Origin of the sequence: Paraburkholderia phosphatilytica (genome assembly GCF_003443895.1) — a bacterium.
GTDB classification, from domain to species: Bacteria; Pseudomonadota; Gammaproteobacteria; order Burkholderiales; family Burkholderiaceae; genus Paraburkholderia; species Paraburkholderia phosphatilytica.
This window is the reverse complement of sequence record NZ_QQOA01000021.1, coordinates 78,677-101,886: the sequence shown is the minus strand read 5'-3', so window position 1 is coordinate 101,886 and position 23,210 is coordinate 78,677. Positions and strand designations below refer to the sequence as shown.

Genomic DNA, 23,210 nt, shown 5'->3' with positions numbered 1-23,210 from the left:
CGCGCGATGAAACCGGAGCCGCGCGTCAGGCGAGTTGCAAGATAAAACTCAATGCGCGGTCGCTTCCTCGCCTGCACCGCGCGGCTGCGTCACCGCGCTGACGATCACGAACACGATCACGTTCAGCGCGAGCGCGACGAAGCCGATGTTCATGTCCTTCATCGCGTCCGGCAGGAACGGGAACAGCTGACCGACGCTCGCCTTCGTCACCGTCGTCCAGATCACCACGGCCACGCCGACGATGATCCCGCACATCGCCCCCTGCTTGGTCGCGCGGTTGTGCAGCCGCAGACTGCAGACGAGCGCCGGGAACAGCTGCGTGACGAAGTTGTAGCCCATCAGCAGCAGCGCGACGATCGTGTCGCCACCATGCAGCGTGAAGAAGATCGCGACCAGCGCGACGACCGGCACGAGCCAGCGCGCGATCCGCGCGACGGTTTCGTCCGACGCATTGCGGTTCATCGCGCCGCGGTAGACGTCGTTCGCGAGCAGCGTCGAAGCCGTGGTGAGAATCATCGAGCCCGGCACGAGCGCGGTCAGCACGCCCGCCGCGCCGATCACGCCGATGAACCACGGATCGAACGTCTGCAGCGACAGCTTGAAGAGCGACAGGTCGATGTCGCCGCCCTTGAGGCCCGGCACCTTCAGCACGGCCGCGAAGCCGACGAAGAACACGAACAGCAGGATCAGCTGGTAGAGCGGCAGCACGATCGCGTTGCGGCGGAAGATGCGTTCGTCGCGCGCGGTGTAGACCGAGCCGAACGTGTGCGGCCACATGAAGAAGCCGAGCGACGTCAGCAGCACGGTCGACTGGAACCACGTCACGCTCTGGCCTTTCGCGGGGAAGGTCAGGAAGCCGGGACGCGCGGTGTCGATCGCATGGAACATGTCGGACAGGCTGCCGTAGTGATGGATCGGCAGATAGATGCCGAGGAACAGCACGATCGCGAGAATCAGCGTGTCCTTCACGCACGAGTTCCATGCCGAGCCGCGCACGCCGGACACCGTCACGTAGGCGGTCACGACGATTGCGCCGATCCAGATCGCCGCCGTCGACGAAATCGCGCCGTACGACGCGGTCGCGACGATGATGCCGAGGCCCTTCAGCTGCAGCACGAGATACGGAATCAGCGCCGCGACGCCGACGAGCGCGACCAGCGTGCCGAGCGCCGGGCTGCGGTACTTGTGCATGAAGAAGTGCGGCTGGGACACGAGCCGGTTGTTCTTCGCGTAGCGCCAGATGGGCGGCAGCATCCAGTACGACAGCACGTAGGCGAGCGTCGCATACGACAGGATGTAGTAGACCGGCGCGCCCTTGCCATACGCGAAGCCGCTGCCGCCGAGGAAGGTGAAGGTCGTGTAGATCTCGCCCGCCATCAGCAGGAACACGAACGCGGTGCCGAAGCTGCGGCCGCCCACCGTCCACTGCTCGAGATCCATGTCGTGCCCGTGGCGGGCGCGCACGCCGAGCCAGAGCGCGAACGCGGTGACGATCGCGATGATGACGAGGGCGCTCACGGTTGCACCTCGCCGTCTTGACTGTCGGACGTGTGGTTGGTCGGATCGAGCCGGTAGATGATCGCCATGATCACCGACGTCAGCACGACCCACATCACGATCCATGCGAGCACGAACGGCATGCCGAGCACGAGCGGTTCGACGCGGTTGACGAAGGGGACGCCTAACAGAATACCGATGAACGGCAGGACAGCGAGCACGCGAAAAGGCATGGGCACTCCTCGTGGTGGTGAAATTATCGTGCAGCAAGCCTTGCCGAACGGGCTCCCCGAAAGGCCTGCCGAGCATCCTGCCGATGAATGTATGCCGGATATGACACCGCGGCCAAGTCGATCAAAAAAGATGAAGGGCAATCGAAAGGTGTTTCGTGGCGCGTTATTGCACTGCGATCCAGCGGCGTTGCGGAAGCGCCTGCGCGACCGCCATGCGCAGAACGAGCAGGCATGCGAACCGCCGTCTGCATCACGCCGCTTGCCGTTACACTGGGCGCCCGTTCGGGCGCGGGTCGTGCTGCGTGTGCACACGCGTTGCCCGTCTTGAGTTCTTCTACTGGGCAACGAGTGGACCCGCCTTTCGAACTTCGGCTGGCCGTCGGATAATCCGCTTCGATCTTCGATAACACGCACAACTCGCCATGATCGACAACCTGATCTCCGACATCCTGTTCGGCTTCACAGGCCTCATCAGCATCATCAATCCGGTCGGCATGGCGTTCGTGTTCGTCGACCGCACCGAGTCGCTCACGCACGACGAACGCGTCGCGGTCGCGCGGCGGGTCGCGATCAACTCGCTGTGCGTGCTGCTGGTCGCGTATTTTCTGGGGACGCCGGTGCTGCATTTCTTCGGCATCTCGATCGAGGCGCTGCGCATCGGCGGCGGCCTCGCGGTGGCGGTGGGCGGCTGGCGCATGCTGAACGCGCCCGATACGCAGCCGCCGGAGCCACAGGGCGCGCTCGAACTCGACCCCGAGCGTGCGAAGGGGCGTGCGTTTTTTCCGTTGACGGTGCCGCTGACGACGGGGCCCGGCACGATCGCCACCGCGATCGCGCTGTCGGCGAACCGCACGCACAAGCTGTCGGAGTTCCTGCTGTCGTCGATCGGCTCGATCGTGACCTCGGTGCTGGTCGCGATCGTGATCTATCTGGTGTACAGCCGCGCGATGCTGCTCGCGCGCTACCTCGGCGTGGAAGGGACGAAGGTGGCGCTGCGCGTGTCCGCGTTCCTGCTGCTGTGTATCGGCGTGCAGATCATCCTGACCGGGCTCTCCGAGTTTCTCCAGCCGCTGGCGAGCGGGCACGTGCTGCCGAACTGATCGACGGCGGCGGGGCGGCCCGTGTATCACATCACACGAAGCCCACCACCGCGTGCGGCACGTACGGTTCTTCGAGCGTCGCGATTTCATCCGCAGTGAGATCGAGCGAGACCGCGGCGATCGCGTCGGTCAGATGATGCGGCTTCGACACGCCGACGATCGGCGTCGTCACCTTCTGCGCGACCCACGCGAGCGCCACCTGCGCGCGCGACACGCCGCGCGCTTCCGCAATGCGCTTCACCGCTTCGACGACCTTGCGGTCCGCATCGAGCGTCGCGTCGTACAGCGTGCGGGCGTAGTTGTCGGTCTGCTGGCGTTCGCTCGTCTCGTTCCAGTCGCGCGTGAGGCGGCCGCGCGCGAGCGGACTCCACGGCATGACCGCGATGCCTTCCTCTTCGCAGAGCGGCAGCATCTCGCGTTCTTCCTCGCGATAGAGCAGGTTCACGTGGTTCTGCATGCTGATGAACTCGGTCCAGCCGTTCAGGCGCGACGTATAGAGCGCGCGGCTGAACTGGTACGCATGCATCGACGACGCGCCGATGTAGCGCGCCTTGCCGGCCTTCACGACGTCGTGCAGCGCTTCGAGCGTCTCTTCGATCGGCGTGCCGTAGTCCCAGCGGTGCGTCTGATACAGATCGACGTAGTCGGTGCCGAGGCGGCGCAGGCTGTTGTCGATCTCGGTCATGATCGCCTTGCGCGACAGGCCGGCGCCGTTGGGGCCGGGGCGCATCCGGTTGTACACCTTGGTCGCGATCACCACGTCGTCGCGTTTCGCGAAATCGCGCAGCGCGCGGCCGACGATCTCCTCCGACGTGCCATCCGAATACATGTTCGCGGTATCGAAGAAGTTGATGCCGGCTTCGAGCGCCTGCTTGATGACGGCACGGCTCGCATCGTCGGGCAGCGTCCAGGTGTGGTTGCCGCGGTCCGGCGCGCCGAAACTCATGCAGCCGAGCGCCAGCTTCGAGACTTCGAGCCCGGTCGGGCCGAATTTCACGTATTCCATCGGGGCTTTCTCCTTGCGGGATGAGGTGGCGCATGAGCGGGTGAGTGCCGCTCATTTGCCATACAGGCAGGATCGAATCAGCCTAACCGATCTCATCGCCATGTGCAGGGTGGCGGGCAGTGGGCCCGCCGTTATCAGCCGCGTGGGATGCCCATCTTCTCCATCGTCAGGACTTCGTCGGCGCGGCCCCAGCCGCCGTCGGCGACTTCATCGACGAGGACCATCGAATACGGCCGCACGCCTTCGCCGAAGAACTCGGCGAACATATCGGTCGTGCGATGGATGATTGCTTCCTTTCTGGCCGCGTCGAGCGTGCCTTCGGGGAATTTGAAGTTGGCGAATGGCATGGTGGTTCCTTTTCGTTTCCAGTGGTGGGGGATCCGGGTGGATAGCATCCGCCCGCGCTCAGGCGAAGCCGCCGTTCGCGCGCAGCACCTGGCCGTTGATCCAGCCGCCGTCGGGTCCGGCGAGGAACGACACGGCGTTGGCGATATCGTCGGGTTCGCCCAGGCGTTCGAGCGGCGACTGGCTGGCGATCTGCGCGATCAGCGCGTCCGACTTGCCGGCAAGAAACAGCTCCGTGCCGACCGGCCCCGGCGCGACCGCGTTCACGGTGATGTTGCGGCCTCGCAGTTCGTTCGCGAAGGTCCGCACGAGACCTTCGACGCCCGCCTTGCTCGCGATATACGGACCGTAGCCCGGAAAGTTCTTCGCGATCACGCTCGACGACAGCGCGATGAAGCGTCCACCGTCGGGCAGCACCTGGGCGGCCTGCGCCATCAGCAGATAGGTGCCGCGCAGATTGATCGCGATCATGCTGTCGAAGCTGTCCAGGTCGTTTTCCGCGATCGGCGCCATCGACATCACGCCCGCGCTGTTCACGACCACGTCGACGCGCCCGAACGCGTGGCGCGCCTCGGCGTACAGGTTTTCCACTTCGGCGGGCTCTGCTACGTTCGCGCGCACCGCGATGGCCGTGCCGCCCGCTTCGCGGATTGCGCTGACCACTGCCGTTGCGCTCGCTTCGTTGCCTGCGTAGTTGACGACCACGGAGAATCCGTCCTTCGCCAGGCGCAGCGCGATCGCCCGCCCGATACCGCGCGAACCGCCCGTGACGATGACGACGCGCGAATAGTTCTGTTCCATGTCTGACTCCTTGAGAGTGGCAGTCCGGTGACTGCGTTGGAAGTCATTATTCGCGTTGACGCGGGTTGGATAAATGGTGCTAAATTGCCAGCACTATTCAATGGACGAAACTAATCAGGGGCGATCTCCGTGGACCGTTTCGACACGCTGCAACTGTTCGTGAAGATCGTGGAGCAGGGCAGCTTCACGAAGGGTGCTGCCATGCTGGACGTGCCGCGCGCTACCGCGACGTATGCGATCAAGGAGCTCGAAGCGCGGCTCTCGACGCGCCTGCTGGAACGCACGACGCGCCACGTGCGGCCCACGCTCGACGGCCAGGCGTTCTACGACCGCTGCGTGCGGATTCTCGGCGAGCTCGACGACGCCGAGTCGGCGTTTTCGCATCAGACCAGCAACCCGCGCGGCGTGCTGCGGATCGATCTGCACGGCACGCACGCGACGCGCATCGTGCTGCCGCGCATCGACGAATTCCGCGCGCGTTATCCGAACATCGACCTGGTGGTGAGCAGCGGCGACCGGCTGGTGGACCTTGTGCGCGAAGGCGTCGATGCGGTGATCCGCGCCGGGCATCCGCGCGATTCGTCGCTGATCGCGCGGCCAGTCGCGGTGATTCCGCAGATTGTCTGCGCGAGCCCCGCGTATCTCGCGCGCGCCGGCATCCCTCGCCATCCGGACGATCTCGCCCGCCATGACGCGGTCGGGTTCTTCTCGAGCACCAGCCAGTCTTCGTATGCGATCGAGCTGTGCATTGACCGCAAGGTGGTGGAGTTCAAGCTGCGCAAGTGGATCTCGGTGAGCGATGCCGAGAACTACGTGGTCTGCGCGCTGCGCGGCTGCGGGCTGATCCAGTTGCCTCGTTTTCACGTCGAAGACGAGCTGGCCGATGGCCGGCTGATCGAAGTAATGAACGAGTGGGAGAGCCCGGGCATGCCGATGAACATCCTGTACCCGCAGCACCGGCAGCTCGCGCCGCGGGTGCGTGTGTTCATCGAGTGGGCGAGCCAACTATATGCGGAGAAGTTCGGGGCGAGTGCTACGGCCACGGCGCGGCCGAAACGCCGCTGACCTGACGCTGGACTAACGCTTTCAGACCGGCGGCGATGCCGTCTACGCCGCCGTTACTTCGAGACGCTTGCCGAGCACGCCGAGCGCTTCGGCGATCGTGTCGATCTTGGTGGTATGCCCGAGATCGACGATTCGCTGTACGTCCTGCGGGCGCGTGTTGAGGCGACGCGCCAGATCGGCCGCGGTCACCTTCTGTTCGATCATCTCGTTGAGCAGCAGGACTTTTGCCGAGGCGCTGACCGGCAGACCGACCAGTTCTTCGCCTTCGACTGCTTTTGATGGAGACGGCACTTTTCGCTTGTCTTCAAAGTAGAAGTCCATAGCGGTGAGGAGGGCGTCTGCCGCCATCTCGCGTGTTTCTTCCAGCGTGTCGCCCTGGGTAATCGCCTCCGGGATATCGCGGAACGTCACCACGTATCCGCCTTCTTCAGCCGGTTCAAACCGGGCTGGATATCTGAACATCATGACTCCTGGTTCGTGAATCTTGAGAAACGGTGCCGGGACGGCCCCTTTCGGGGCCTCTCCTCATTACAGACCGAGTTGCTTCAGAATTGCCCGCCGGGTGCCTTCCTTCAGTTCCTTCGACGGGTGCCTTGGCACGGTGGATTGCTTGCCGTTGCAGTAGACCTTCCAGTGATTCGTACCGTCTTCCACGCGAGCGCCTTGCTCTTCAAGCCACCGTTTGAACTCTCCCTGCTTCACCGATCCTCCATAACGTTGACATGAACCTAGAGTAAACAAAAACGTTTATTCATGCAAGCGCAAATTTAAACTTTTTTGTTTATTTCGAGATAGCCCGACGCTGGAGTAGACTCGCCGTGTCGAGCGGCAAATACTGTATGCGTGTACAGTATGGCTTTCGCTGCAAAGTGGTTCAAGACACGGTCGAAGGGTTCAGAATTTTCGCGCTGAAGTTTGCGAACAACTACGGCCCGTGGCATCCCGGGTCATGTCGCTTAATCAACTGATTTAAAAGCCAAATTGTCAGCCAACAACCTCATCCGCATCCGCGGCGCCCGCCAGCACAACCTGAAGAACGTCGACCTCGATCTGCGCACAGGCGAGATGACCGTCGTCACGGGTCCGTCGGGTTCCGGCAAGTCGAGTCTCGTGTTCGACACGCTGTACGCAGAAGGGCAGCGGCGTTACGTCGAGACCTTCAGCGCGTACGCGCGGCAGTTCCTCGACCGGATGGACCGGCCGCAGGTGGAGCGGGTGGACGGCGTGCCGCCCGCCATCGCGATCGACCAGACCAATCCGGTGCGCAGCTCGCGCTCCACGGTCGGCACGATGACCGAGCTGAACGATCACCTGAAGCTGCTGTACGCGCGCGCGGCGGAGCTGTTCGACCGGCAGACCGCGCGGCCCGTGCGGCACGACACGCCCGAGACGATCTACACGGAACTCTTCGAGCGCACCGCGAAAGACGATCCGCGCCTTGCCGTCACGTTTCCCGTCGAGCTGCCCGAAAGCACTACCGAAGACGAAGTCGGCCAGTGGCTGTCGGCAAGCGGCTACACGCGCGTGCAGGCGCAGCGCGAGGTCGCGTCGCCCACCGGCACGCGCAAACTGCTCGACGTGGTTGCGGACCGCTTCCGGCTGCGCAACGTGGAGAAATCGCGCGTCGTCGAGGCGATCGAGGCGTCGCTGAAACGCGGCGGCGGTCGCGTGAACGTCTATGTGCTCGCCGATGAAGGCGAGCCTGAAATATGGCGCTTCTCCACGGGCCTGCATTCGCCGGAAAGCGACCTGCGCTATGCGGACCCGCAGCCCGCGCTGTTCTCGTTCAACTCGGCGTACGGCGCCTGCGAGACCTGTCGCGGCTTTGGCCGGGTGATCGGCGTCGACATGGGCCTGGTGATTCCGGATGCCCGCAAGACGCTGCGCGGCGGCGCGATCAAGCCGATGCAGACGCCCGCTTGGAAGGAATGCCAGGACGACCTGATGCGCTATGCCGCGAAGGCCGGTATCGCGCGCGATACGCCGTGGTCGGACCTGAGCGACGACGAGCGCCGCTGGGTGATCGACGGCTCGCCGGACTGGAACGGCAAGTGGCAGACCCAGTGGTACGGCGTTAAGCGCTTCTTCGGCTATCTGGAGTCGAAGGCGTACAAGATGCACATCCGCGTGCTGCTGTCGAAGTACCGCAGCTACACGCCCTGTGAAGTCTGCGGCGGCGCGCGCCTGAAAACCGAATCGCTGCTGTGGCGCCTCGGCACCAAAGCGAATGCGGACGCGGTGCTGCAGCCCGCGCGGCGTTTCCTGCCGCGCGGTGTCGACTGGAACCGCACGCAGCTCGAAGCGCTGCCGGGCCTGACGGTGCACGACCTGATGCTGCTGCCGATCGAGCGCATCCGCCGCTTCTTCGACAGTATCGAACTGCCGAGCGCGCTGCACGACGACGCGCTGAAGCTGCTGCTCGCGGAGGTGCGCACACGCCTCAAGTATCTGTGCGACGTCGGCCTGGGCTATCTGACACTGGACCGGCAAAGCCGCACGCTGTCAGGCGGCGAGGTGCAGCGGATCAACCTGACCACCGCGCTCGGCACGTCGCTCACCAAGACGCTGTTCGTGCTGGATGAGCCCAGCATCGGTCTGCATCCGCGCGACCTGAACCGGATCGTCGAAGCGATGCACCGGCTGCGCGACGCGGGCAATACACTCGTCGTGGTCGAACACGACCCGTCGGTGATGCTCGCGGCAGACCGGCTGATCGACATGGGTCCGGGCCCCGGCGAACGCGGCGGCTCGATCATCTTCGACGGCACGCCTGACAACATCCGCAATGCCGGGACGCTGACGGGCGAGTACCTGGGCGGCCGGCGGCATGTTGCGGACGCGTCGCACTGGGCGCGCCGGCCGGTCGACGCCGCCACGCCGCGCATCACGCTCGAAGGTGCGAGCGAACACAATCTGCGCGACGTGACGGTCGAGATTCCGCTGCAACGTCTGGTGTGCGTGACGGGCGTGTCGGGTTCCGGCAAATCGACGCTGCTGCAGGACGTGCTGTATCCGGCGCTCGCGCGCCATTTCGGCGTTGCGACGGAATCGCCAGGCGCGTACCGCGCGCTGCACGGCGCCGACCAGGTGAGCGAAGTGGTGTTCGTCGACCAGTCGCCGATCGGCAAGACGGCGCGCTCGAACCCGGCGAGCTACGTCGGCGCGTTCGACGAGATCCGCAAGCTGTTCGCAAAGGCGCCGCTCGCGCTGCAGCGCGGCTACGGCCCGGGCATGTTCAGCTTCAATTCGGGTGACGGGCGCTGCCCGACCTGCGGCGGTTCCGGCTTCGAGCACATCGAGATGCAGTTCCTGAGCGACGTGTACCTGCGCTGCCCGGATTGCGACGGCCGTCGCTACCGGCCGGAACTGCTCGAGGTGACCATCGCGCGCGGCGAGCCGGCCCGCACGTTGAACATTGCGGATGTGCTGGAGTTGACGGTCAGCGAAGCGGTGCAGCTGTTTGCCGGCGACGCGGGCGTGCTGCGCGTGCTGCAGCCGATCGTCGACGTGGGCCTCGAATACGTGAAGCTGGGCCAGCCGGTGCCGACGCTGTCCGGTGGCGAGGCGCAGCGTCTGAAGCTTGCCGGCTATCTGGCGGAAACCGCGCAGGCGGCCGACGCGAAACGCGGCAGCGTAAAAACGGTGGGCGGACGGCTCTTCATGTTCGACGAACCCACCACCGGCCTGCATTTCGACGACATCGCGAAGCTGATGCGCGCGTTCGGCAAGCTGCTCGCGGGCGGCCATTCGCTGATCGTGATCGAGCACAACCTGGATGTGATTCGCGCGGCGGACTGGATCGTCGACCTCGGTCCGGAAGGCGGCGACGGCGGCGGCGAAGTGATCTGCACCGGCACGCCGGAAGACGTGAAGGGCTGCGCCGCGTCCCATACCGGCCAGGCGCTGCTGCAATACGACCGCGCGCTGGGCGCGGCGGAACAGGGCGCGGACGCCGCGGTGGCAGTAAAGGTGGAAGCACACGCAGATGGCGAGGCTCAAGGCCGCGCCGGGCACGGCATGCCGCTGCAGCGCGCGCTGAGCGCGGCGCGGGCGCGTCGTGAAGTCGAAGGCGACGGCGTGGTACGCATCGTCAACGCGCGCGAACATAACCTGAAGGCGCTCGACGTCGACATTCCGCACGGCCGCTTCAACGTGATCACGGGCGTGTCCGGTTCGGGCAAGTCGACGCTTGCGTTCGACATCCTGTTCCACGAAGGCCAGCGCCGCTATCTCGAGTCGCTGAACGCGTACGCGCGCTCCATTGTGCAGCCGGCCGGCCGCCGCGAAGTGGACGCGGTGTACGGCATCCCGCCAACCGTCGCGATCGAGCAGCGTCTGTCGCGCGGCGGCCGTAAAAGCACGGTCGCCACGACCTCCGAAGTCTGGCACTTCCTGCGTCTGCTCTACGTGAAGCTCGGCGTCCAGCACTGCATTCACGACGGCACGCCGGTCACGTCGCAAAGCGTCGAGTCGATCGCCGCGCAGCTGATGCGCGACTATCGCGGCCAGCACGTTGGGCTGCTCGCGCCGCTCGTCGTGAACCGCAAGGGCGTGTATACAGACCTCGCGAAGTGGGCGAAGGCGCGCGGCAACACGCATCTGCGGGTGGACGGCGAATTCGTGCCGGTGAACCCGTGGCCGAAGCTCGACCGCTTCCGCGAGCACACGATCGAGCTGCCGGTGGGCGATATCGTGGTGTCGCCGGACAACGAAGCGCAACTGCGCGCGCTGCTCGACCAGACGCTCGAGGCCGGCAAAGGCGTGATGCATCTGCTGTCGCCGCTCGACGGTCTGCATGAAGCGTCGGCGAACGGCAACTCCACACGCCGCATCGGCACGGTCACCGTGTTTTCGACGAAGCGCGCGTGTCCGGTGTGCGGCACGAGCTACCCCGAACTCGATCCGCGGATGTTCTCGTACAACAGCAAACACGGCTGGTGCACGACGTGCGTCGGCACGGGCCTCGCGCTGACGCGCGAGCAACGCGCCGCGTACGACGATTCGCTGCCGGCCGACGACGATCGCGGCCGCGAGCAGACGCTGCCATCCGAGGAGCAGGAGCCGGAAGGTCTCGCCGACGAGCCGTGTCCGGACTGTCACGGCAGCCGTCTGAACGACGTCGCGCGCGCGGTCACGTTCGAGACGCAGCCGATTACCGACGTCGCGCGCTGGACGGTCAGCGATACGCGTCAATGGATCGACGGCATGCGCCTCACGGGCCGCGAGGCGGATATCGCGCGCGACGTGATCAGCGAAATCCGCAGCCGGCTGCAGTTCCTCGAAGAGGTGGGGCTCGGCTACCTGAGCCTCGACCGCGCGGCGCCGAGCCTGTCGGGCGGCGAAGCGCAGCGTATCCGCCTCGCGGCGCAACTCGGCAGCAACCTGCAGGGCGTCTGCTACGTGCTCGACGAGCCGACCATCGGCCTGCATCCGCGCGACAACCAGATCCTGCTGTCCGCGCTGCGCAAGCTCGGCGACAAGGGCAATACGCTCGTCGTCGTCGAGCACGACGAAGATACGATCCGCCGCGCGGATCACATCATCGACATCGGGCCGGGCGCCGGCAAACGTGGCGGCAATCTGATCGCACAGGGCAGCGTCGCGGATCTGTCCGCGCAGCCCGGTTCGCTGACGGGGCAGTTTCTTTCGCAGCCGATCGTGCATCCGCTGCAGCCGCGCCGTCCGGTCGTGGCGCCGGGCCGCAAGGCCGCTGCGATGCCGGAGAACTGGCTGACGGTGCACGGCGGCAAGCTGCACAACCTGCGGAACGTGACCGCGCAGATTCCGCTTGGACGCCTCGTCGCGGTGACGGGTGTGAGCGGCTCCGGCAAGTCGACGCTCGCGCGCGACGTGCTGATGACGAACCTGCTCGACGCGGTCGGCCGTTCGGTGCTGTCGTCGCCGGCCACGCGGCGCGCGCGCAAGGCGGCGGATAGCGGCGGCGTTGCCTCGGCCTCCGCTGCGGAGCGCCGCAGCAGCGTGCTCGCGCGTTCTGCCGCGCGGCCGAAGCTCGACGTCGTGCACAACTGGCAAGGCTGCGATTCGGTCACCGGCTGGGAGTCGATCGACCGCGTGCTCGAAGTCGACCAGACGCCGATCGGCAAGACGCCGCGGTCGTGTCCGGCCACCTACATCGGCGTGTGGGACGCGATCCGCAAGCTGTTCGCCGATACGCTCGAAGCGCGGGCGCGCGGCTACACCGCGTCGCGGTTCTCGTTCAACACCGGCGACGGGCGCTGCCCGGCCTGCGAAGGCCAAGGCGTGCGCACCATCGGCATGAGCTTCCTGCCGGACGTGAAGGTGCCGTGCGACGTCTGCCACGGCCAGCGCTTCAATCCGGAAACGCTCGCGGTGACGTGGCGCGGCCGCAATATCGGCGACGTGCTGACCATGGAGATCGACGAGGCGGTCGAATTCTTCGCGCCGCTGTCGAACATCGCGCATCCGTTGCAGCTGATGAAGGACGTCGGGCTCGGTTATCTCGCGCTCGGCCAGCCGTCGCCGACTTTATCGGGCGGCGAGGCGCAGCGCATCAAGCTCGTCACCGAACTGAGCAAGGTGCGCGACGACATCACGCGGCGCGGCCGCAAGGCGCCGCATACGCTGTACGTGCTCGACGAACCGACGGTCGGCCTGCATATGGCCGACGTCGCGAAGCTGATCCACGTGCTGCATCGTCTTGCCGACGGCGGCCATAGCGTCGTGGTGATCGAACATGACCTCGACGTGATCGCCGAAGCGGACTGGATCATCGATCTCGGTCCGGAAGGCGGCGCGGGCGGCGGCATGATCGTCGCGGCGGCGGACCCGGAAGCGCTCGTGAAGGTGAAGGCGAGCCACACGGGAGCGGCGCTGGCGCCGGTGCTCGCGCGCGAGCATCGGCCCGAGGGCGATGCCGCTGTTGCGAACGCGTTGCAGATGGCGGGCAGCGGGCGTTGAGGAGGTGCTTGCGCGGGTAACCGCGCAAGCACGCGGCGATGCGCTGCTCATTTGCCGCTCATGCTTCGATTGCGCGCCGAACAGTCACGCTTCCGGTTCGATCGAACCGGCGCCGACTGCGGCATGCAGCAGCGGTTGATGGGCGATGACGTCGATCGGGTCAATCGCGTCGGACGCGCGGCTAGTGGCGCACGCTGTCGCAGATTGCCTGCGTGCGCGCCGCAGTACGGCCGTCACACGCCATTGCGCGCGTAGATCGGCCACGCCGCGTTGGCCGGAGTCGATACCCGTCTTCGCAATCATCAGGCCGATGAGTGCCGCGGCCACGTCATCGAGCCTCGCAAATCCGGCGAGCGTCCCGCCGATCGCGAGCGTCGCGAACAGCGAAGAACAGGCGTCGGCGCGCACGTGCCACGCGTTCGCCATCAGCAATGCGGATTCGGCACGGCGCGCGATCCGCGACATCCAGCGGAACATCGCTTCCTTGCTGGCGAGCGTGAACAACAGCACGCCGAGCGTGACGCCGTCAGGATGAACGACGGGCGCCGCGCCGAAGCGTATCGCGGCATGCCACGTCATTCCCACGCCAGTCACCACCAGCACGATGCCAAGCCCGACGAGCGCGAACGGTTCGCAACGCGCTTTCACGCGTGCCGGATCGTCGATCTGCGCGCGCGCGTCGATCCGGCACGCGAGCAGGATCAGCGCATCGGCGAGCAGGTCGATGCCCGAATGCAATGCGTCGGCGAGCATCCCGGACGAGTGCGCCGCGTTGCCGGCAATCGCCTGCAACGTCATCAACACCAGGTTCAACGCGATGCTCGCGACGAGCGCCGTCGAAACCGTTGTGTCCGAAGCGGTCGTCGCGCGTGCTGCCTGCGCGGTCGAACTGCCGCCGTGCAACGGGGTCGCCATGTTAGCCATGGTAAGTGGGGATGACGCACGTTACCGGCGCCAGATTGCGATGCCGTGACAGGCGTCCGTGCATCCGCCGCATTGCGATGAACCGGAAATTTGATTCATCTTTCTGCATCCCGGGCGACCTGCAGTGCGTATAAGAGAATGAAAGCACGCACTCGCCGACCTGCATTGCAGATTGTCAGGTGCGATGCATCCGGTTTCATCCACTCCGATGCGTGCCGATGCACGCGCAACAGGATCCCCATGCGGACGAGCGCGCGGTCAGTGCTATATTTCGGCGGAAATCCTTGGCGAGTGCAGGCTCACCCGATTCCGCAGATGACAACGATCGACGGTAATGCAGGACGCGCCGACGCTGCGCCGAACGACCGCGACAGCGAACGCAGCGAGCATCTGAACCGCACGCTAAGCCGGGTCGGGCAAGGCGACGAACGCGCGTTTGCCGAGTTCTACCAGCTGACTTCGCCGAAGGCGTTCGGCGTCGTCGTTCGGATGCTGCGCGACCGCGGCGAGGCCGAGGATGTGCTGCAGGACGTCTACACGACCGTCTGGCGCCGCGCGGACAGTTTCGACCCCGCCCGTGGCGGTGCGATGACCTGGCTGATGGCGCTGGCGCGCAACCGCGCGATCGATCGCATTCGTCAGCACCGCGAAGACCCGCTCGACGAAGCGCGCGAGGCGGAGCTCGTCGATGAAGACCCGACGCCCGCCGTGCTCGCCGAGCGCAGCCAGGAGCGGCGTCGGCTCGAACTGTGTCTGGAAGCGCTGGGGCCGCAGCAACGCCGCGCGATCCGCGACGCTTTCTTCAGCGGCGATACCTACAACGAACTTGCAGAGCGCCTGAAAGTGCCGCTGGGCACGATGAAAAGCTGGATCCGGCGCAGTCTGCTGCAGCTCAAGGCCTGTCTCGAGCGATGAATACGCCAGCCGATTTCTCCCGTGACGATCCGCGCGGCGCCGAGTACGTGCTCGGCGTGCTCGACGCCGCCGAACGCAGCGCGCTCGAGCGCGAGATGACCGGCAACGCCGCGCTGCGGGCCGATGTCGCGAGCTGGGAGGCGCGCCTGATGCCGCTCGCCGAAGACGTTCGCGCGATCGTGCCGCCTGCTCGTGTGTGGACGCGCATTCGCTTCGATCTCGGGCTGCTGCGCGACGAAGCCGGTGCGCCGCGCGGCGGCCTGTGGAACAACCTCGGGCTGTGGCGCTGGCTGGGCGTATGCGCGAGCGTCGCGGCGGTCGTGCTCGTCGCAGTGAACCTGAACCTCGTGCGCGAACGACAGGCGGCTCAGGCACCGACGGCACCGGTCGCGCCGGTGGCTCCGTCCGCATCGGCGCCGGCGGCGACCGGCTATCTGGTCGCGACGATCGCGCGCTCCGACGGTGTCGCGCACTGGACCGCGACGGTCGATCTGCGGCGCAAGGAAATGGTGGTCGTGCCGGCGGTCCATCCGGTTGTCGCCGCGGACCGCGCGACCGAACTCTGGCTCATCCCGCCAAACGCGAAGCCGATTCCGCTCGGCGTGTTCCCATCGGATCAACCGGCGAAGATGCGACTGCCCGACGAGATCGTCGCGCGCATGAATTCGAGTGCCATTCTGGCGGTGTCGCTGGAGCCGCATGGCGGCTCGCCGACTGGACAGCCGACGGGGCCGGTACTCGCCACCGGTGCATTGCAGACGACCTGAAATCCACTGCATCCATCGCGGGCACTGCATCGTACCCGGTGTATCGCCAGCAGCAGCGGAGTGCCTATGCCTGTCATACCGGTGGTCGTGATCGCCTTCGTCGGACTCGTCTGGACGTTTGCGATCGTCTGGGCGTGGCAACTGAAGACACGCAATGCCGGCATGGTCGATCCGGTCTGGGCCGGGTCGCTCGGGGTCGTCGCGCTGCTGTGCGGCGTGCTCGGTACCGGCGCAGCGCTGAATCGCATTCTCGTTGCGGGCGGTGGCCTGCTGTGGGGCGGGCGTCTGTGCGTACACCTGTGGCGGCGAAACTTCGGCGCTCCCGAAGATGCGCGCTACCGTCAGCTGCGCGACGAATGGGGCGCCGCGGCGAATCGGAGGATGTTCTGGTTCTTCCAGCTGCAGGTGGCGATCTCGATGCTGCTGTCGGTGGCGTTCTTCGTGCCGGCTTTTCGCGACGCGCCTCCGGCACCCGGCTGGGTGATCGCGGCCGTCGTGCTTTGGCTGACGTCGGTGGTGGGCGAAGCGATTGCCGACGGGCAACTGCGGCGATTCAAGTCCAACCCGGCGAACGACGGCCAGGTCTGCCGTGCCGGACTGTGGCGCTATTCGCGACACCCCAACTACTTCTTCGAATGCGTGCACTGGCTCGCCTACATTCCGCTGTCGCCCGGCAGCGGGTGGGGATGGCTCACGCTGATGCCGCCGGTGCTGATGGGACTGCTGCTGATGAAGGTGTCCGGCATCCCGATGGTCGAGGCGCGGTCCGCGAAAACGCGCGCCGGCTACGCCGAGTACATGCGGACCACGAGCGCGCTGATTCCGTGGCCGCCCAGGCGTTCCTCCTGACAACGGCACGACACTGCATCTCGCGTGCATCCGAATGCCGGTTCACGACGTATCCGGGTCATGGTCCCGCTGCTGCCACGCGGTCAACAAGACAGATAAAGGCTTGCCATGACGATGCTTCGGATGTTGTCCGTTCCCGGCTGGATACCGCCTTCCGCGCGGATGTTTCTCGCGTTGCTCGGCCGTATCCAGACCGGCAGCCTGGCGCTCGTGACACCGGACGGGGATCGCTGCCTGTTTGGGAAGATGCGTGGCAACACGCGTGGCGTCACGCACGGCAAGACTGACGACAACGCCCCCGCTGCAACCCTGCATCTGCATGACTGGCGTGCGTGTCGCGCGATCCTGCGCGCCGGCGACATCGGCTTTGCCGAGGCGTATCGCGCGAACTGGCTCGACTCGCCGGACCTGACCGCGCTCCTGCGCCTCGCGATCGCGAACGAACGCGCATTGCCCGCGACGATCGCCGGCGGCCGGCTTGCGCAGCTCTGGTACGGCCTGCGTCACCGGCTGCGCCCGAACACACGCGCCGGCAGCCGCCGCAACATTCACGCGCACTACGATCTGGGCAACGACTTCTATGCGCTGTGGCTCGATCCGACCTTCGCGTATTCGAGCGCGCTGTTCGAAGGCGACATGCAGCGCTCGCTCGAAGCGGCACAGCTCGCGAAATACCAGTGCATCTTCGACACACTGGGGCTGCGGGTCGGCATGAAAGTGCTGGAGGTCGGCTGCGGCTGGGGCGGCTTCGCCACCTTCGCGGCCGAACGCGGCATTGAAATGCATGCGGTGACGATTTCGCCGGAGCAGCTTGCACTGGCGCGGGCCCGCGCCACCACGCAGCCGCTGTCGCCGGCGGTTCGATTCGAGCTGCGGGACTACCGCGACCTCGATGGCCAGTACGATGCGATTGTGTCGATCGAGATGTTCGAGGCGGTCGGCGAACGCTTCTGGCCGGGCTACTTCGCGATGCTGCGCCGGTGTCTGAAAGCGGGTGGCCGCGCGCTGGTGCAGTCGATCACGATCGCCGACCGGCAGTTTGCTGCATACCGGTCGTCGAGCGATTTCATCCGGGAATTCATTTTCCCGGGCGGCATGCTGCCGAGCCCGGAGCGCTTCATCGCCGCGGCGAGCGAGGGCGGCCTGCGCGCGGCACCGACGCTCGCGTTCGGCCGCGACTACGCGCAGACGCTGCGGCTATGGCGTGCGAAGTTCGAGGCGCGCATCGAGTTCGTACGCGCGCTCGGCTTCGACGAGCTGTTCATCCGGACGTGGCGGCTCTACTTCGCGTACTGCGAAGCGGGCTTCGATGAAGGACGCACAGACGTGTACCAGTTCCTGCTCGCGCGCAGTGAATGACGTTCAGACCGTCTTCAGTATTCTGGGACGCAGGTCGCTGCCGGATACCGCGGCGGTGATCGGCGGCTCTTCTTTCGCGGTTTGTAATGACAGGTAGCGCAGGCAGCAGACGCGCAGGAACGACGCGAAATTGGTGGGCGGCTCGCCGCGCAACGCAATCAGTTCGTCATACAGCTTCACGGCGAACTGGCTCGTCGTCAGGTTCTCGCGCGCCGCGATTTCCTGCAGCACGTCCCAGAACAGGTTCTCCAGCCTCACGGTCGTAATCACGCCGTGGATGCGCAGCGACCGCGTGCGAGATTCATACAGGATCGGGTCCGCGTTGACGTAGATTCCGCACATGGCGCTGTCTCCATTGAACGTGCCGTTTCGCTAAACATACGCGTGCGCGCGGCGGCGGGCAAACGCTGACTGCCGTCCCGCGCTCATCGTGCAGGATGGACGCAGGGACCGTCACACCGCGGCGCGCGCCACGTACCGTCATAACGCCCGCCGCTGCATCTGACCGGCGATGTAGTCCGACTGGCGGATCGCGAGCGCGACGATCGTGAGCGTCGGGTTTTCGGCGGCGCCGGTCGTGAACTGGCTGCCGTCGGACACGAACAGGTTCGGGATGTCGTGCGTCTGTCCGTGCGCATTGCACACGCCGTCTTCCGGCCGCGCGCTCATCCGGCAGGTGCCGAGATTGTGTGTCGACGGGTAGGGTGGTACGCGATACACCGTCTTTGCGCCGACCGCTTCGTACACTGCCGATCCCTGCTTGAACGCGTGCTCGCGCATCGCCTCGTCGTTCGGGTGGTCGTCGAAATGCACGTTCGCGACGGGCTGCCCGTACTGGTCCTTCACGTCGTTGTTGAGCGTCACGCGGTTCGTCGCGCGCGGCATGTCTTCGCCGACGATCCACATGCCGGCCGTGTTCGCATACTGATCCATCGCCTGCGTGAACGCCGGGCCCCACGCGCCGGGATTCAGGAACGCCGCATAGAACGGCAGCCCGAGCGAAATCGTTTCCATGTGATAGCCGCCGACGAAGCCGCGCTTCGGATCGTTGCGCGCCTCGTCCTCGATGATCCCGGCCATCGTCGTACCTTTGTACATCTCCACCTTCTGATCGAACGTCGCGTAGACGGACCCGGTGGTGTGCCGCATATAGTTCCGGCCCACCTGTCCCGAAGCATTCGCGAGCCCGTCGGCGAACTTGCCGGAATGCGAGTTGAGCAGCAGGCGCGGCGTTTCGATCGAGTTGCCGGCAATCGCCACGGCGCGCGCTTTCTGCCGCTGCAGCTTGCCTTGCGCATCGTAATAGACGACGCCAGATGCCTTGCCGCGCGCATCGTGCTCGACGCGCACCACGTGCGCCTGGGTGCGCAGCTCCAGATGTCCGGTGGCCTGCCCGCGCGGCAGTTCGGTATAGAGCGTCGACCACTTTGCGCCCGTGCGGCAGCCCTGAAAACAGAAGCCGCGCTGAAAGCAGTGGCTGCGATCGTCGCGCACGATGCTGTTGATCGCCATGTGTCCGGTGTTGCACTGCGTATAGCCGACCTTCGTCGCGCCCGCGGACATCACCTTGAAATTGTTGTTGCCGGGCAGCCCCGGCAACCCGTTGGTACGCGTGACGCCGAGCTTCTTTTCGGCGCGGTCGTAGTACGGGTCGAGTTCTTCGCGCGTAACGGGCCAGTCGAGCAGCGACGCGTTCTGAATGTCGCCATAGGTGGTGCGCGCCTTGAATTCGTGCGGCTGGATACGCAGGCTCGCGCCGGCCCAGTGCGTCGACGTGCCGCCCACGGTCTTGCAGATCCACGCGGGCAGATTGGGGAAGTCTTTCGCGATGCGCCAGTTGCCGGACGTCGTGCGCTTGTCGAGCCAAGCGAGCTGCTGGAACGAGCCCCATTCGTCGGTCAGGTAGTCGCCCTGTGTATGCAGTGCGCCGGCTTCGAGCACGACGACGTCGATGCCTTTCTGCGCGAGTTCGTTCGCGAGCGTGCCGCCGCCCGCACCCGAGCCGACGATCACGACGACGTGGCTGTCGTTATGCGAGAAGCGCTTCTGGTTCTGATCCATGATCGTGTGCCCCTTAGCTGTCTTTCGGAATCGGACCGCTTGCGGCGGCGGGCGGATCGGGCAGCCACGACAGGCTGTTGAATCCCTTGTACAGATAGCCGCCGTCGCCATCCGCCGCGCCATAGCCGAAGTGCTGATACGCCATCGTGTTGCTGTACAGCGAGACGATTGCGGTCGTGCGCACCGTCGTGAAGAACGGCGTGCCGGCGATGGCCGCGACGTCGTGCGCCTGCGCGGCGCTGTCGCGTTTCGACCAGTCGCCGCCGGCGTTCGCGTCGAGCTGTTTGACGCCGTCGGCAAGCTGCTGGCGCGTGGCCGGATCTTTCTTCGCTTTCGCGTCGAGGTCCTTGACGACGAGCGCATAGACGGCGTCGTCGAGCGTTGGATGCGGATAGAGCTGGCGCGTGAAGGCGAGCAGCACTTCGCCCTGATGCGTATCGAGACCCTGCAGTTCGAGCGCCCACACGCGGCTGGGCGCGAGCATTGCAAGCGTCGACGACAGCGCGAGCGTGCCCGTCAGCAAACCGGTGCCTTTCAGCAGCTCGCGACGCGTGAGCTTGACGCGCATCGCGGCTTCGACCGCGGGACCGGCGGCCTCGTGCGCAATCGGAATGATCGTGGGATTCATGTTTGTCTCCTCGCGTCGTTAGCGATAATGGCCGTGACGCTCGAGTACTTCGATCTTGTAGCCGTCCGGGTCCTGAATGAAGTAATAGCGGGCGATCAGCGCGCCGTCGTCCGCGCGGAATTCGCGCAGGTCGTTCGGTGCGAGGCCCATGTCGATCACGCGCTGTCGATCGGCTTTCGCGTCATCGACGACGAAGGCGACGTGTCCGTAGCCATCGCCGTGCGAATAGGGCTCGTCGCGTCCTTTGTTCCAGGTGAGTTCGATCTCCGTGTCGGCCTCGTCGTTACGCAGATAGGCCAGCGTGAAATCGGGAAAGTCGAGCCGGTGCGAGACCTTGAAACCGAAGACCTTGTCGTAGAAATCGAGCGAGCGCGACAGGTCCCGCACACGGATCATCGTGTGGATGAGCTTGGGCATGCGTTGTCTCCTCTCCCAGCGACGCGCGCAGTGCGGGTCTGCGTCGTTGTCTGCTGTGATGCCAGTTTATGCAGGCGAGCGGAGGGGAGGTAATGGCGGGCTAAATCGGGCTCGGGATTTGCCCTGATGCGGCGGCGCCGATGCCGATCGGCATCGGTACGCGCGGTGGTGGGTTGCGACGCAGCAATGCCGCGCTTACTGCAGGGTCGCGTTGGGACCTTTGATCGTCACGCTGCGACGGCCATCGACACCGACCGGCACGTCGCCGTGCACGGTCGCGCGTCGCACGACCCGATGCGCGTCGCCGTAGTCGTTGATTGCATAGTGCTGCGTCGCGCGATTGTCCCAGATCGCGACGTCGCCCTGAGTCCAGTTCCAGCGCACGGTGTTTTCAAGGCGCGTAACGTGCTCATGCAGAACCTGCAGCAGATGAGCGGAGTCCTGCGCGGAGAGACCCTTCAGGCGCTGGACGAAATGACCGAGCACGAGCGTACGCTCGCCGGTTTCGGGATGTACGCGCACTACGGGATGTTCAGTTTCGTAGATGGTCGAAATGAACGATTCGCGATAGCGCTTCAGTTGCGTGCTGTCGGCATTCACATGGGTCGATGCATAGTCGTACGCGTTCGTGTGCAATGCCCACAAGGTGTCCGCCAGTTCGCGCAGCGCGGGAGGCAGATTCGCGTAGGCGGCCGCGGTGTTCGCCCATACGGTGTCGCCGCCCACATCCGGAATCACCACCGCGCGCAGGATCGAGACCTTAGGATACGCATCGACAAACGTGACGTCCGTATGCCAGGAGTTCGCACGCGCGCCGTGCAGCGAATCGAGTTCGAGCAGAGAGCTGGAACCGTCGGATTTTGCGAGCGTCGGATGCGCGACGAGTTCGCCGAAGCGTCGCGCGAAGGCTTCCTGCGTAGCGTCGTCGAGATGATGCTGGCCGCGGAAGAATAGCACCTTGTGCTCGAGCAGCGCAGCGTTGATCGCATCGAAGGCGGCATCGTCGAGCGTCGCGGAGAGCCGCACGTTGCGGATTTCCGCGCCGATGCGCCCCGCTACGCGGTGCAGATCGAGCGCTTGCCCGGCCTGGCGGGATGCAGCCTGAGCGGAGTGAGCCGTCGCATGAGCGGACGACGAAACGAGCTGCGCATCGGACATTGGAGTCTCCTGTCGGAAAGGGAAAATCTCATTGAATCAGGATTGCATAGCAAAGCGAAATGAGATTTTCTGGAAAGCTAAGTATTTTTCACAGGCCCATAAATCGAGCAGACGCCGGCCGGTCGCGCGGCCAGCACCCGCTTCCGTGAGTTCCTTCACGGGAACGACGGGCGGATCGTTCCGGCATCCGGGCGTGACGGAGCTGACGTTGAAGCCGGTTTCGAGCTGAAAGATTGCCGCCAGATCGCCGCCGGGACTTCAGTGCCCGTCAGTCCCCAGCGGCTGGCCGACAAGCCACATGGAGCATCACGCTGCGCCGCGCCTGAGCGGCGGCCGCGACCGCAAAGCCCGCAATCAGCGCCGGCAGAACAATTGGTTTCATTTTTATTTCCGGGGTGAAGATGCGGGTGCGGTACGAACGATACGGAAAGCATCGCGTACTGAAAACGAATGATTTGTCGGATGCCTGGCACCCGTTTCAGATTGTGATGTGCGGCGAAAAAGCGTTGTTTAGGCGCTTTTAAGGGCTGTTTTAGCGGAAATTTCACGCGATTTGCGCATTGGCGCAGCATCTGGACAGGTGCGCGGAAGCGCTGCGAACGGTAGTTCGCCATGCGCGGAAATGCGGCCCGCCTGCCGCGAATGCGGTAGGATCGATGCCCCACGAACCGCCCGCAGCCCCGCTGCAGGCCCTTCGCGGGCGAGCCCCGCACTTGTGCAACCGGCGCCGGATAGGTTACGGTACGAAGGGTGCGCGCTTCAGGCCCGAGCGGCCGGGGCGCATTTGTCATGTTTGCGGCAAGTGCGCAAGCGCCGGTCCATTCAACAACGCAACACAACTACGACACGGGATATCCGCTTATGAACAAACAGGAACTGATCGATGCAGTGGCATCGTCCACCGGTGCAAGCAAGGCAGCGACGGGCGAAACCATCGACGCGCTGATCGACACGATCACGAAGGCGGTCGCGAAGGGCGACGGCGTGCAGCTCGTCGGCTTCGGCTCGTTCAGCCAGGGTTCGCGCGCGGCGCGCACCGGCCGCAACCCGGCCACCGGCGAGACCATCAACATCGCCGCGGCGAAGACCGTCAAGTTCACGGCTGGCAAGGCATTCAAGGACGCGGTGAACGGCGCGCAGTCCTGA

22 protein-coding genes are annotated in these 23,210 nt (G+C 65.4%); 8 read left to right on the top strand and 14 right to left on the bottom strand.

Annotated elements, in window-relative coordinates; all coding sequences use genetic code 11:
• Positions 1–48: 48 nt before the first annotated feature.
• Both DVS29_RS21980 and DVS29_RS21975 read right to left on the bottom strand, forming a co-directional pair.
• Positions 49–1,518, bottom strand: coding sequence for a sodium:solute symporter family protein (locus tag DVS29_RS21980; protein ID WP_118182602.1), 1,470 nt, complete (start codon positions 1,516–1,518; stop codon positions 49–51).
• Positions 1,515–1,730 carry a DUF3311 domain-containing protein gene (locus tag DVS29_RS21975; RefSeq protein WP_118182601.1) on the bottom strand — a complete coding sequence of 72 codons (216 nt, stop codon included), beginning with the start codon at positions 1,728–1,730 and terminating at the stop codon, positions 1,515–1,517. Before DVS29_RS21975 ends, DVS29_RS21980 begins: the two co-directional genes overlap by 4 nt.
• Before the next feature lie 422 nt (positions 1,731–2,152).
• On the opposite strand from DVS29_RS21975, the gene DVS29_RS21970 reads away from it, so the two are divergent.
• Positions 2,153–2,830, top strand: coding sequence for a MarC family protein (locus DVS29_RS21970; protein ID WP_118182600.1), 678 nt, complete (start codon positions 2,153–2,155; stop codon positions 2,828–2,830).
• Positions 2,831–2,861: 31 nt separating this feature from the next.
• On the opposite strand, the gene DVS29_RS21965 is transcribed toward DVS29_RS21970, so the two are convergent.
• From DVS29_RS21965 to DVS29_RS21955, 3 genes are all read right to left on the bottom strand, one after another.
• Positions 2,862–3,836: an aldo/keto reductase gene (locus tag DVS29_RS21965; RefSeq protein ID WP_118182599.1), complete on the bottom strand. Its 975-nt coding sequence runs from the start codon at positions 3,834–3,836 to the stop codon at positions 2,862–2,864.
• A gap of 134 nt (positions 3,837–3,970) precedes the next feature.
• Positions 3,971–4,183: a tautomerase family protein gene (locus tag DVS29_RS21960; RefSeq protein ID WP_118182598.1), complete on the bottom strand. Its 213-nt coding sequence runs from the start codon at positions 4,181–4,183 to the stop codon at positions 3,971–3,973.
• Positions 4,184–4,241: 58 nt separating this feature from the next.
• A complete protein-coding gene (locus DVS29_RS21955; protein WP_118182597.1) occupies positions 4,242–4,982 on the bottom strand; it encodes an SDR family oxidoreductase in 741 nt (246 codons plus the stop codon).
• A 129-nt stretch (positions 4,983–5,111) separates the two neighbouring features.
• Between DVS29_RS21955 and DVS29_RS21950 the strand changes: the two genes are divergently transcribed.
• Entirely contained in the window at positions 5,112–6,047 is a 936-nt protein-coding gene (locus DVS29_RS21950) for a LysR family transcriptional regulator (protein WP_118182596.1), read from the top strand.
• A 42-nt stretch (positions 6,048–6,089) separates the two neighbouring features.
• Here DVS29_RS21950 and DVS29_RS21945 read toward each other — a convergent pair whose 3' ends face one another.
• A complete protein-coding gene (locus DVS29_RS21945) occupies positions 6,090–6,509 on the bottom strand; it encodes a type II toxin-antitoxin system HicB family antitoxin (RefSeq protein ID WP_118182634.1) in 420 nt (139 codons plus the stop codon).
• A gap of 66 nt (positions 6,510–6,575) precedes the next feature.
• Positions 6,576–6,749, bottom strand: a complete 174-nt coding sequence (locus DVS29_RS21940) for a type II toxin-antitoxin system HicA family toxin (protein ID WP_118182595.1) — start codon at positions 6,747–6,749, stop codon at positions 6,576–6,578.
• A gap of 279 nt (positions 6,750–7,028) precedes the next feature.
• Between DVS29_RS21940 and uvrA the strand changes: the two genes are divergently transcribed.
• Positions 7,029–12,986: an excinuclease ABC subunit UvrA gene (gene uvrA, locus DVS29_RS21935; RefSeq protein WP_118182594.1), complete on the top strand. Its 5,958-nt coding sequence runs from the start codon at positions 7,029–7,031 to the stop codon at positions 12,984–12,986.
• An 84-nt stretch (positions 12,987–13,070) separates the two neighbouring features.
• Here the strand turns inward: uvrA and DVS29_RS21930 are convergent, their stop codons facing one another.
• A complete protein-coding gene (locus DVS29_RS21930; protein ID WP_118182593.1) occupies positions 13,071–13,901 on the bottom strand; it encodes a cation diffusion facilitator family transporter in 831 nt (276 codons plus the stop codon).
• A gap of 324 nt (positions 13,902–14,225) precedes the next feature.
• On the opposite strand from DVS29_RS21930, the gene DVS29_RS21925 reads away from it, so the two are divergent.
• The 4 genes from DVS29_RS21925 to DVS29_RS21910 all read left to right on the top strand — a co-directional run bounded on the left by DVS29_RS21925 (position 14,226) and on the right by DVS29_RS21910 (position 17,800).
• Positions 14,226–14,825 (top strand): sigma-70 family RNA polymerase sigma factor, encoded by a 600-nt coding sequence (locus DVS29_RS21925; protein ID WP_118182592.1) that lies wholly within the window; start codon positions 14,226–14,228, stop codon positions 14,823–14,825.
• Positions 14,822–15,592 carry an anti-sigma factor gene (locus DVS29_RS21920; protein ID WP_118182591.1) on the top strand — a complete coding sequence of 257 codons (771 nt, stop codon included), beginning with the start codon at positions 14,822–14,824 and terminating at the stop codon, positions 15,590–15,592. The genes DVS29_RS21925 and DVS29_RS21920 overlap by 4 nt, the downstream gene beginning before the upstream one ends.
• A gap of 66 nt (positions 15,593–15,658) precedes the next feature.
• The gene (locus DVS29_RS21915; protein ID WP_118182590.1) at positions 15,659–16,441 is read left to right on the top strand and encodes a DUF1295 domain-containing protein; all 783 of its coding nucleotides are present in this window, start codon (positions 15,659–15,661) and stop codon (positions 16,439–16,441) included.
• Between the two features lie 108 nt (positions 16,442–16,549).
• Positions 16,550–17,800, top strand: coding sequence for an SAM-dependent methyltransferase (locus DVS29_RS21910; RefSeq protein ID WP_118182589.1), 1,251 nt, complete (start codon positions 16,550–16,552; stop codon positions 17,798–17,800).
• Positions 17,801–17,803: 3 nt separating this feature from the next.
• Here the strand turns inward: DVS29_RS21910 and DVS29_RS21905 are convergent, their stop codons facing one another.
• The 6 genes from DVS29_RS21905 to DVS29_RS36955 all read right to left on the bottom strand — a co-directional run bounded on the left by DVS29_RS21905 (position 17,804) and on the right by DVS29_RS36955 (position 22,678).
• Complete coding sequence (locus DVS29_RS21905; RefSeq protein WP_118182588.1) at positions 17,804–18,142, bottom strand: ribbon-helix-helix domain-containing protein; 339 nt, start codon at positions 18,140–18,142, stop codon at positions 17,804–17,806.
• A gap of 138 nt (positions 18,143–18,280) precedes the next feature.
• Positions 18,281–19,861 carry a GMC family oxidoreductase gene (locus tag DVS29_RS21900; protein ID WP_118182587.1) on the bottom strand — a complete coding sequence of 527 codons (1,581 nt, stop codon included), beginning with the start codon at positions 19,859–19,861 and terminating at the stop codon, positions 18,281–18,283.
• A gap of 13 nt (positions 19,862–19,874) precedes the next feature.
• A complete protein-coding gene (locus DVS29_RS21895; RefSeq protein WP_118182586.1) occupies positions 19,875–20,489 on the bottom strand; it encodes a twin-arginine translocation signal domain-containing protein in 615 nt (204 codons plus the stop codon).
• Between the two features lie 18 nt (positions 20,490–20,507).
• Positions 20,508–20,906, bottom strand: a complete 399-nt coding sequence (locus tag DVS29_RS21890; RefSeq protein ID WP_118182585.1) for a VOC family protein — start codon at positions 20,904–20,906, stop codon at positions 20,508–20,510.
• A 195-nt stretch (positions 20,907–21,101) separates the two neighbouring features.
• Positions 21,102–22,064 carry a TauD/TfdA dioxygenase family protein gene (locus tag DVS29_RS21885; RefSeq protein WP_118182584.1) on the bottom strand — a complete coding sequence of 321 codons (963 nt, stop codon included), beginning with the start codon at positions 22,062–22,064 and terminating at the stop codon, positions 21,102–21,104.
• A gap of 155 nt (positions 22,065–22,219) precedes the next feature.
• Entirely contained in the window at positions 22,220–22,678 is a 459-nt protein-coding gene (locus DVS29_RS36955) for a hypothetical protein (RefSeq protein WP_124800676.1), read from the bottom strand.
• 247 nt (positions 22,679–22,925) lie between these two features.
• Here DVS29_RS36955 and DVS29_RS21880 point away from each other — a divergent pair, with 247 nt between their 5' ends.
• A complete protein-coding gene (locus DVS29_RS21880; protein ID WP_118182583.1) occupies positions 22,926–23,210 on the top strand; it encodes an HU family DNA-binding protein in 285 nt (94 codons plus the stop codon).

What these genes read in the sequence shown, in the direction of transcription:
- DVS29_RS21975 (WP_118182601.1), bottom strand. Translation starts at nt 1,730, where the DNA reads ATGCCTTTTCGCGTGCTCGCTGTCCTGCCGTTCATCGGTATTCTGTTA.
- DVS29_RS21930 (WP_118182593.1), bottom strand. Translation starts at nt 13,901, where the DNA reads ATGGCGACCCCGTTGCACGGCGGCAGTTCGACCGCGCAGGCAGCACGC.
- DVS29_RS21895 (WP_118182586.1), bottom strand. Translation starts at nt 20,489, where the DNA reads ATGAATCCCACGATCATTCCGATTGCGCACGAGGCCGCCGGTCCCGCG.
- DVS29_RS21970 (WP_118182600.1), top strand. Translation starts at nt 2,153, where the DNA reads ATGATCGACAACCTGATCTCCGACATCCTGTTCGGCTTCACAGGCCTC.
- DVS29_RS21960 (WP_118182598.1), bottom strand. Translation starts at nt 4,183, where the DNA reads ATGCCATTCGCCAACTTCAAATTCCCCGAAGGCACGCTCGACGCGGCC.
- DVS29_RS21915 (WP_118182590.1), top strand. Translation starts at nt 15,659, where the DNA reads ATGCCTGTCATACCGGTGGTCGTGATCGCCTTCGTCGGACTCGTCTGG.
- DVS29_RS21880 (WP_118182583.1), top strand. Translation starts at nt 22,926, where the DNA reads ATGAACAAACAGGAACTGATCGATGCAGTGGCATCGTCCACCGGTGCA.
- DVS29_RS21910 (WP_118182589.1), top strand. Translation starts at nt 16,550, where the DNA reads ATGACGATGCTTCGGATGTTGTCCGTTCCCGGCTGGATACCGCCTTCC.
- DVS29_RS21945 (WP_118182634.1), bottom strand. Translation starts at nt 6,509, where the DNA reads ATGTTCAGATATCCAGCCCGGTTTGAACCGGCTGAAGAAGGCGGATAC.
- DVS29_RS36955 (WP_124800676.1), bottom strand. Translation starts at nt 22,678, where the DNA reads ATGGCGAACTACCGTTCGCAGCGCTTCCGCGCACCTGTCCAGATGCTG.
- DVS29_RS21925 (WP_118182592.1), top strand. Translation starts at nt 14,226, where the DNA reads ATGACAACGATCGACGGTAATGCAGGACGCGCCGACGCTGCGCCGAAC.
- DVS29_RS21890 (WP_118182585.1), bottom strand. Translation starts at nt 20,906, where the DNA reads ATGCCCAAGCTCATCCACACGATGATCCGTGTGCGGGACCTGTCGCGC.
- DVS29_RS21965 (WP_118182599.1), bottom strand. Translation starts at nt 3,836, where the DNA reads ATGGAATACGTGAAATTCGGCCCGACCGGGCTCGAAGTCTCGAAGCTG.
- DVS29_RS21955 (WP_118182597.1), bottom strand. Translation starts at nt 4,982, where the DNA reads ATGGAACAGAACTATTCGCGCGTCGTCATCGTCACGGGCGGTTCGCGC.
- DVS29_RS21885 (WP_118182584.1), bottom strand. Translation starts at nt 22,064, where the DNA reads ATGTCCGATGCGCAGCTCGTTTCGTCGTCCGCTCATGCGACGGCTCAC.
- DVS29_RS21920 (WP_118182591.1), top strand. Translation starts at nt 14,822, where the DNA reads ATGAATACGCCAGCCGATTTCTCCCGTGACGATCCGCGCGGCGCCGAG.
- DVS29_RS21900 (WP_118182587.1), bottom strand. Translation starts at nt 19,861, where the DNA reads ATGGATCAGAACCAGAAGCGCTTCTCGCATAACGACAGCCACGTCGTC.
- DVS29_RS21905 (WP_118182588.1), bottom strand. Translation starts at nt 18,142, where the DNA reads ATGTGCGGAATCTACGTCAACGCGGACCCGATCCTGTATGAATCTCGC.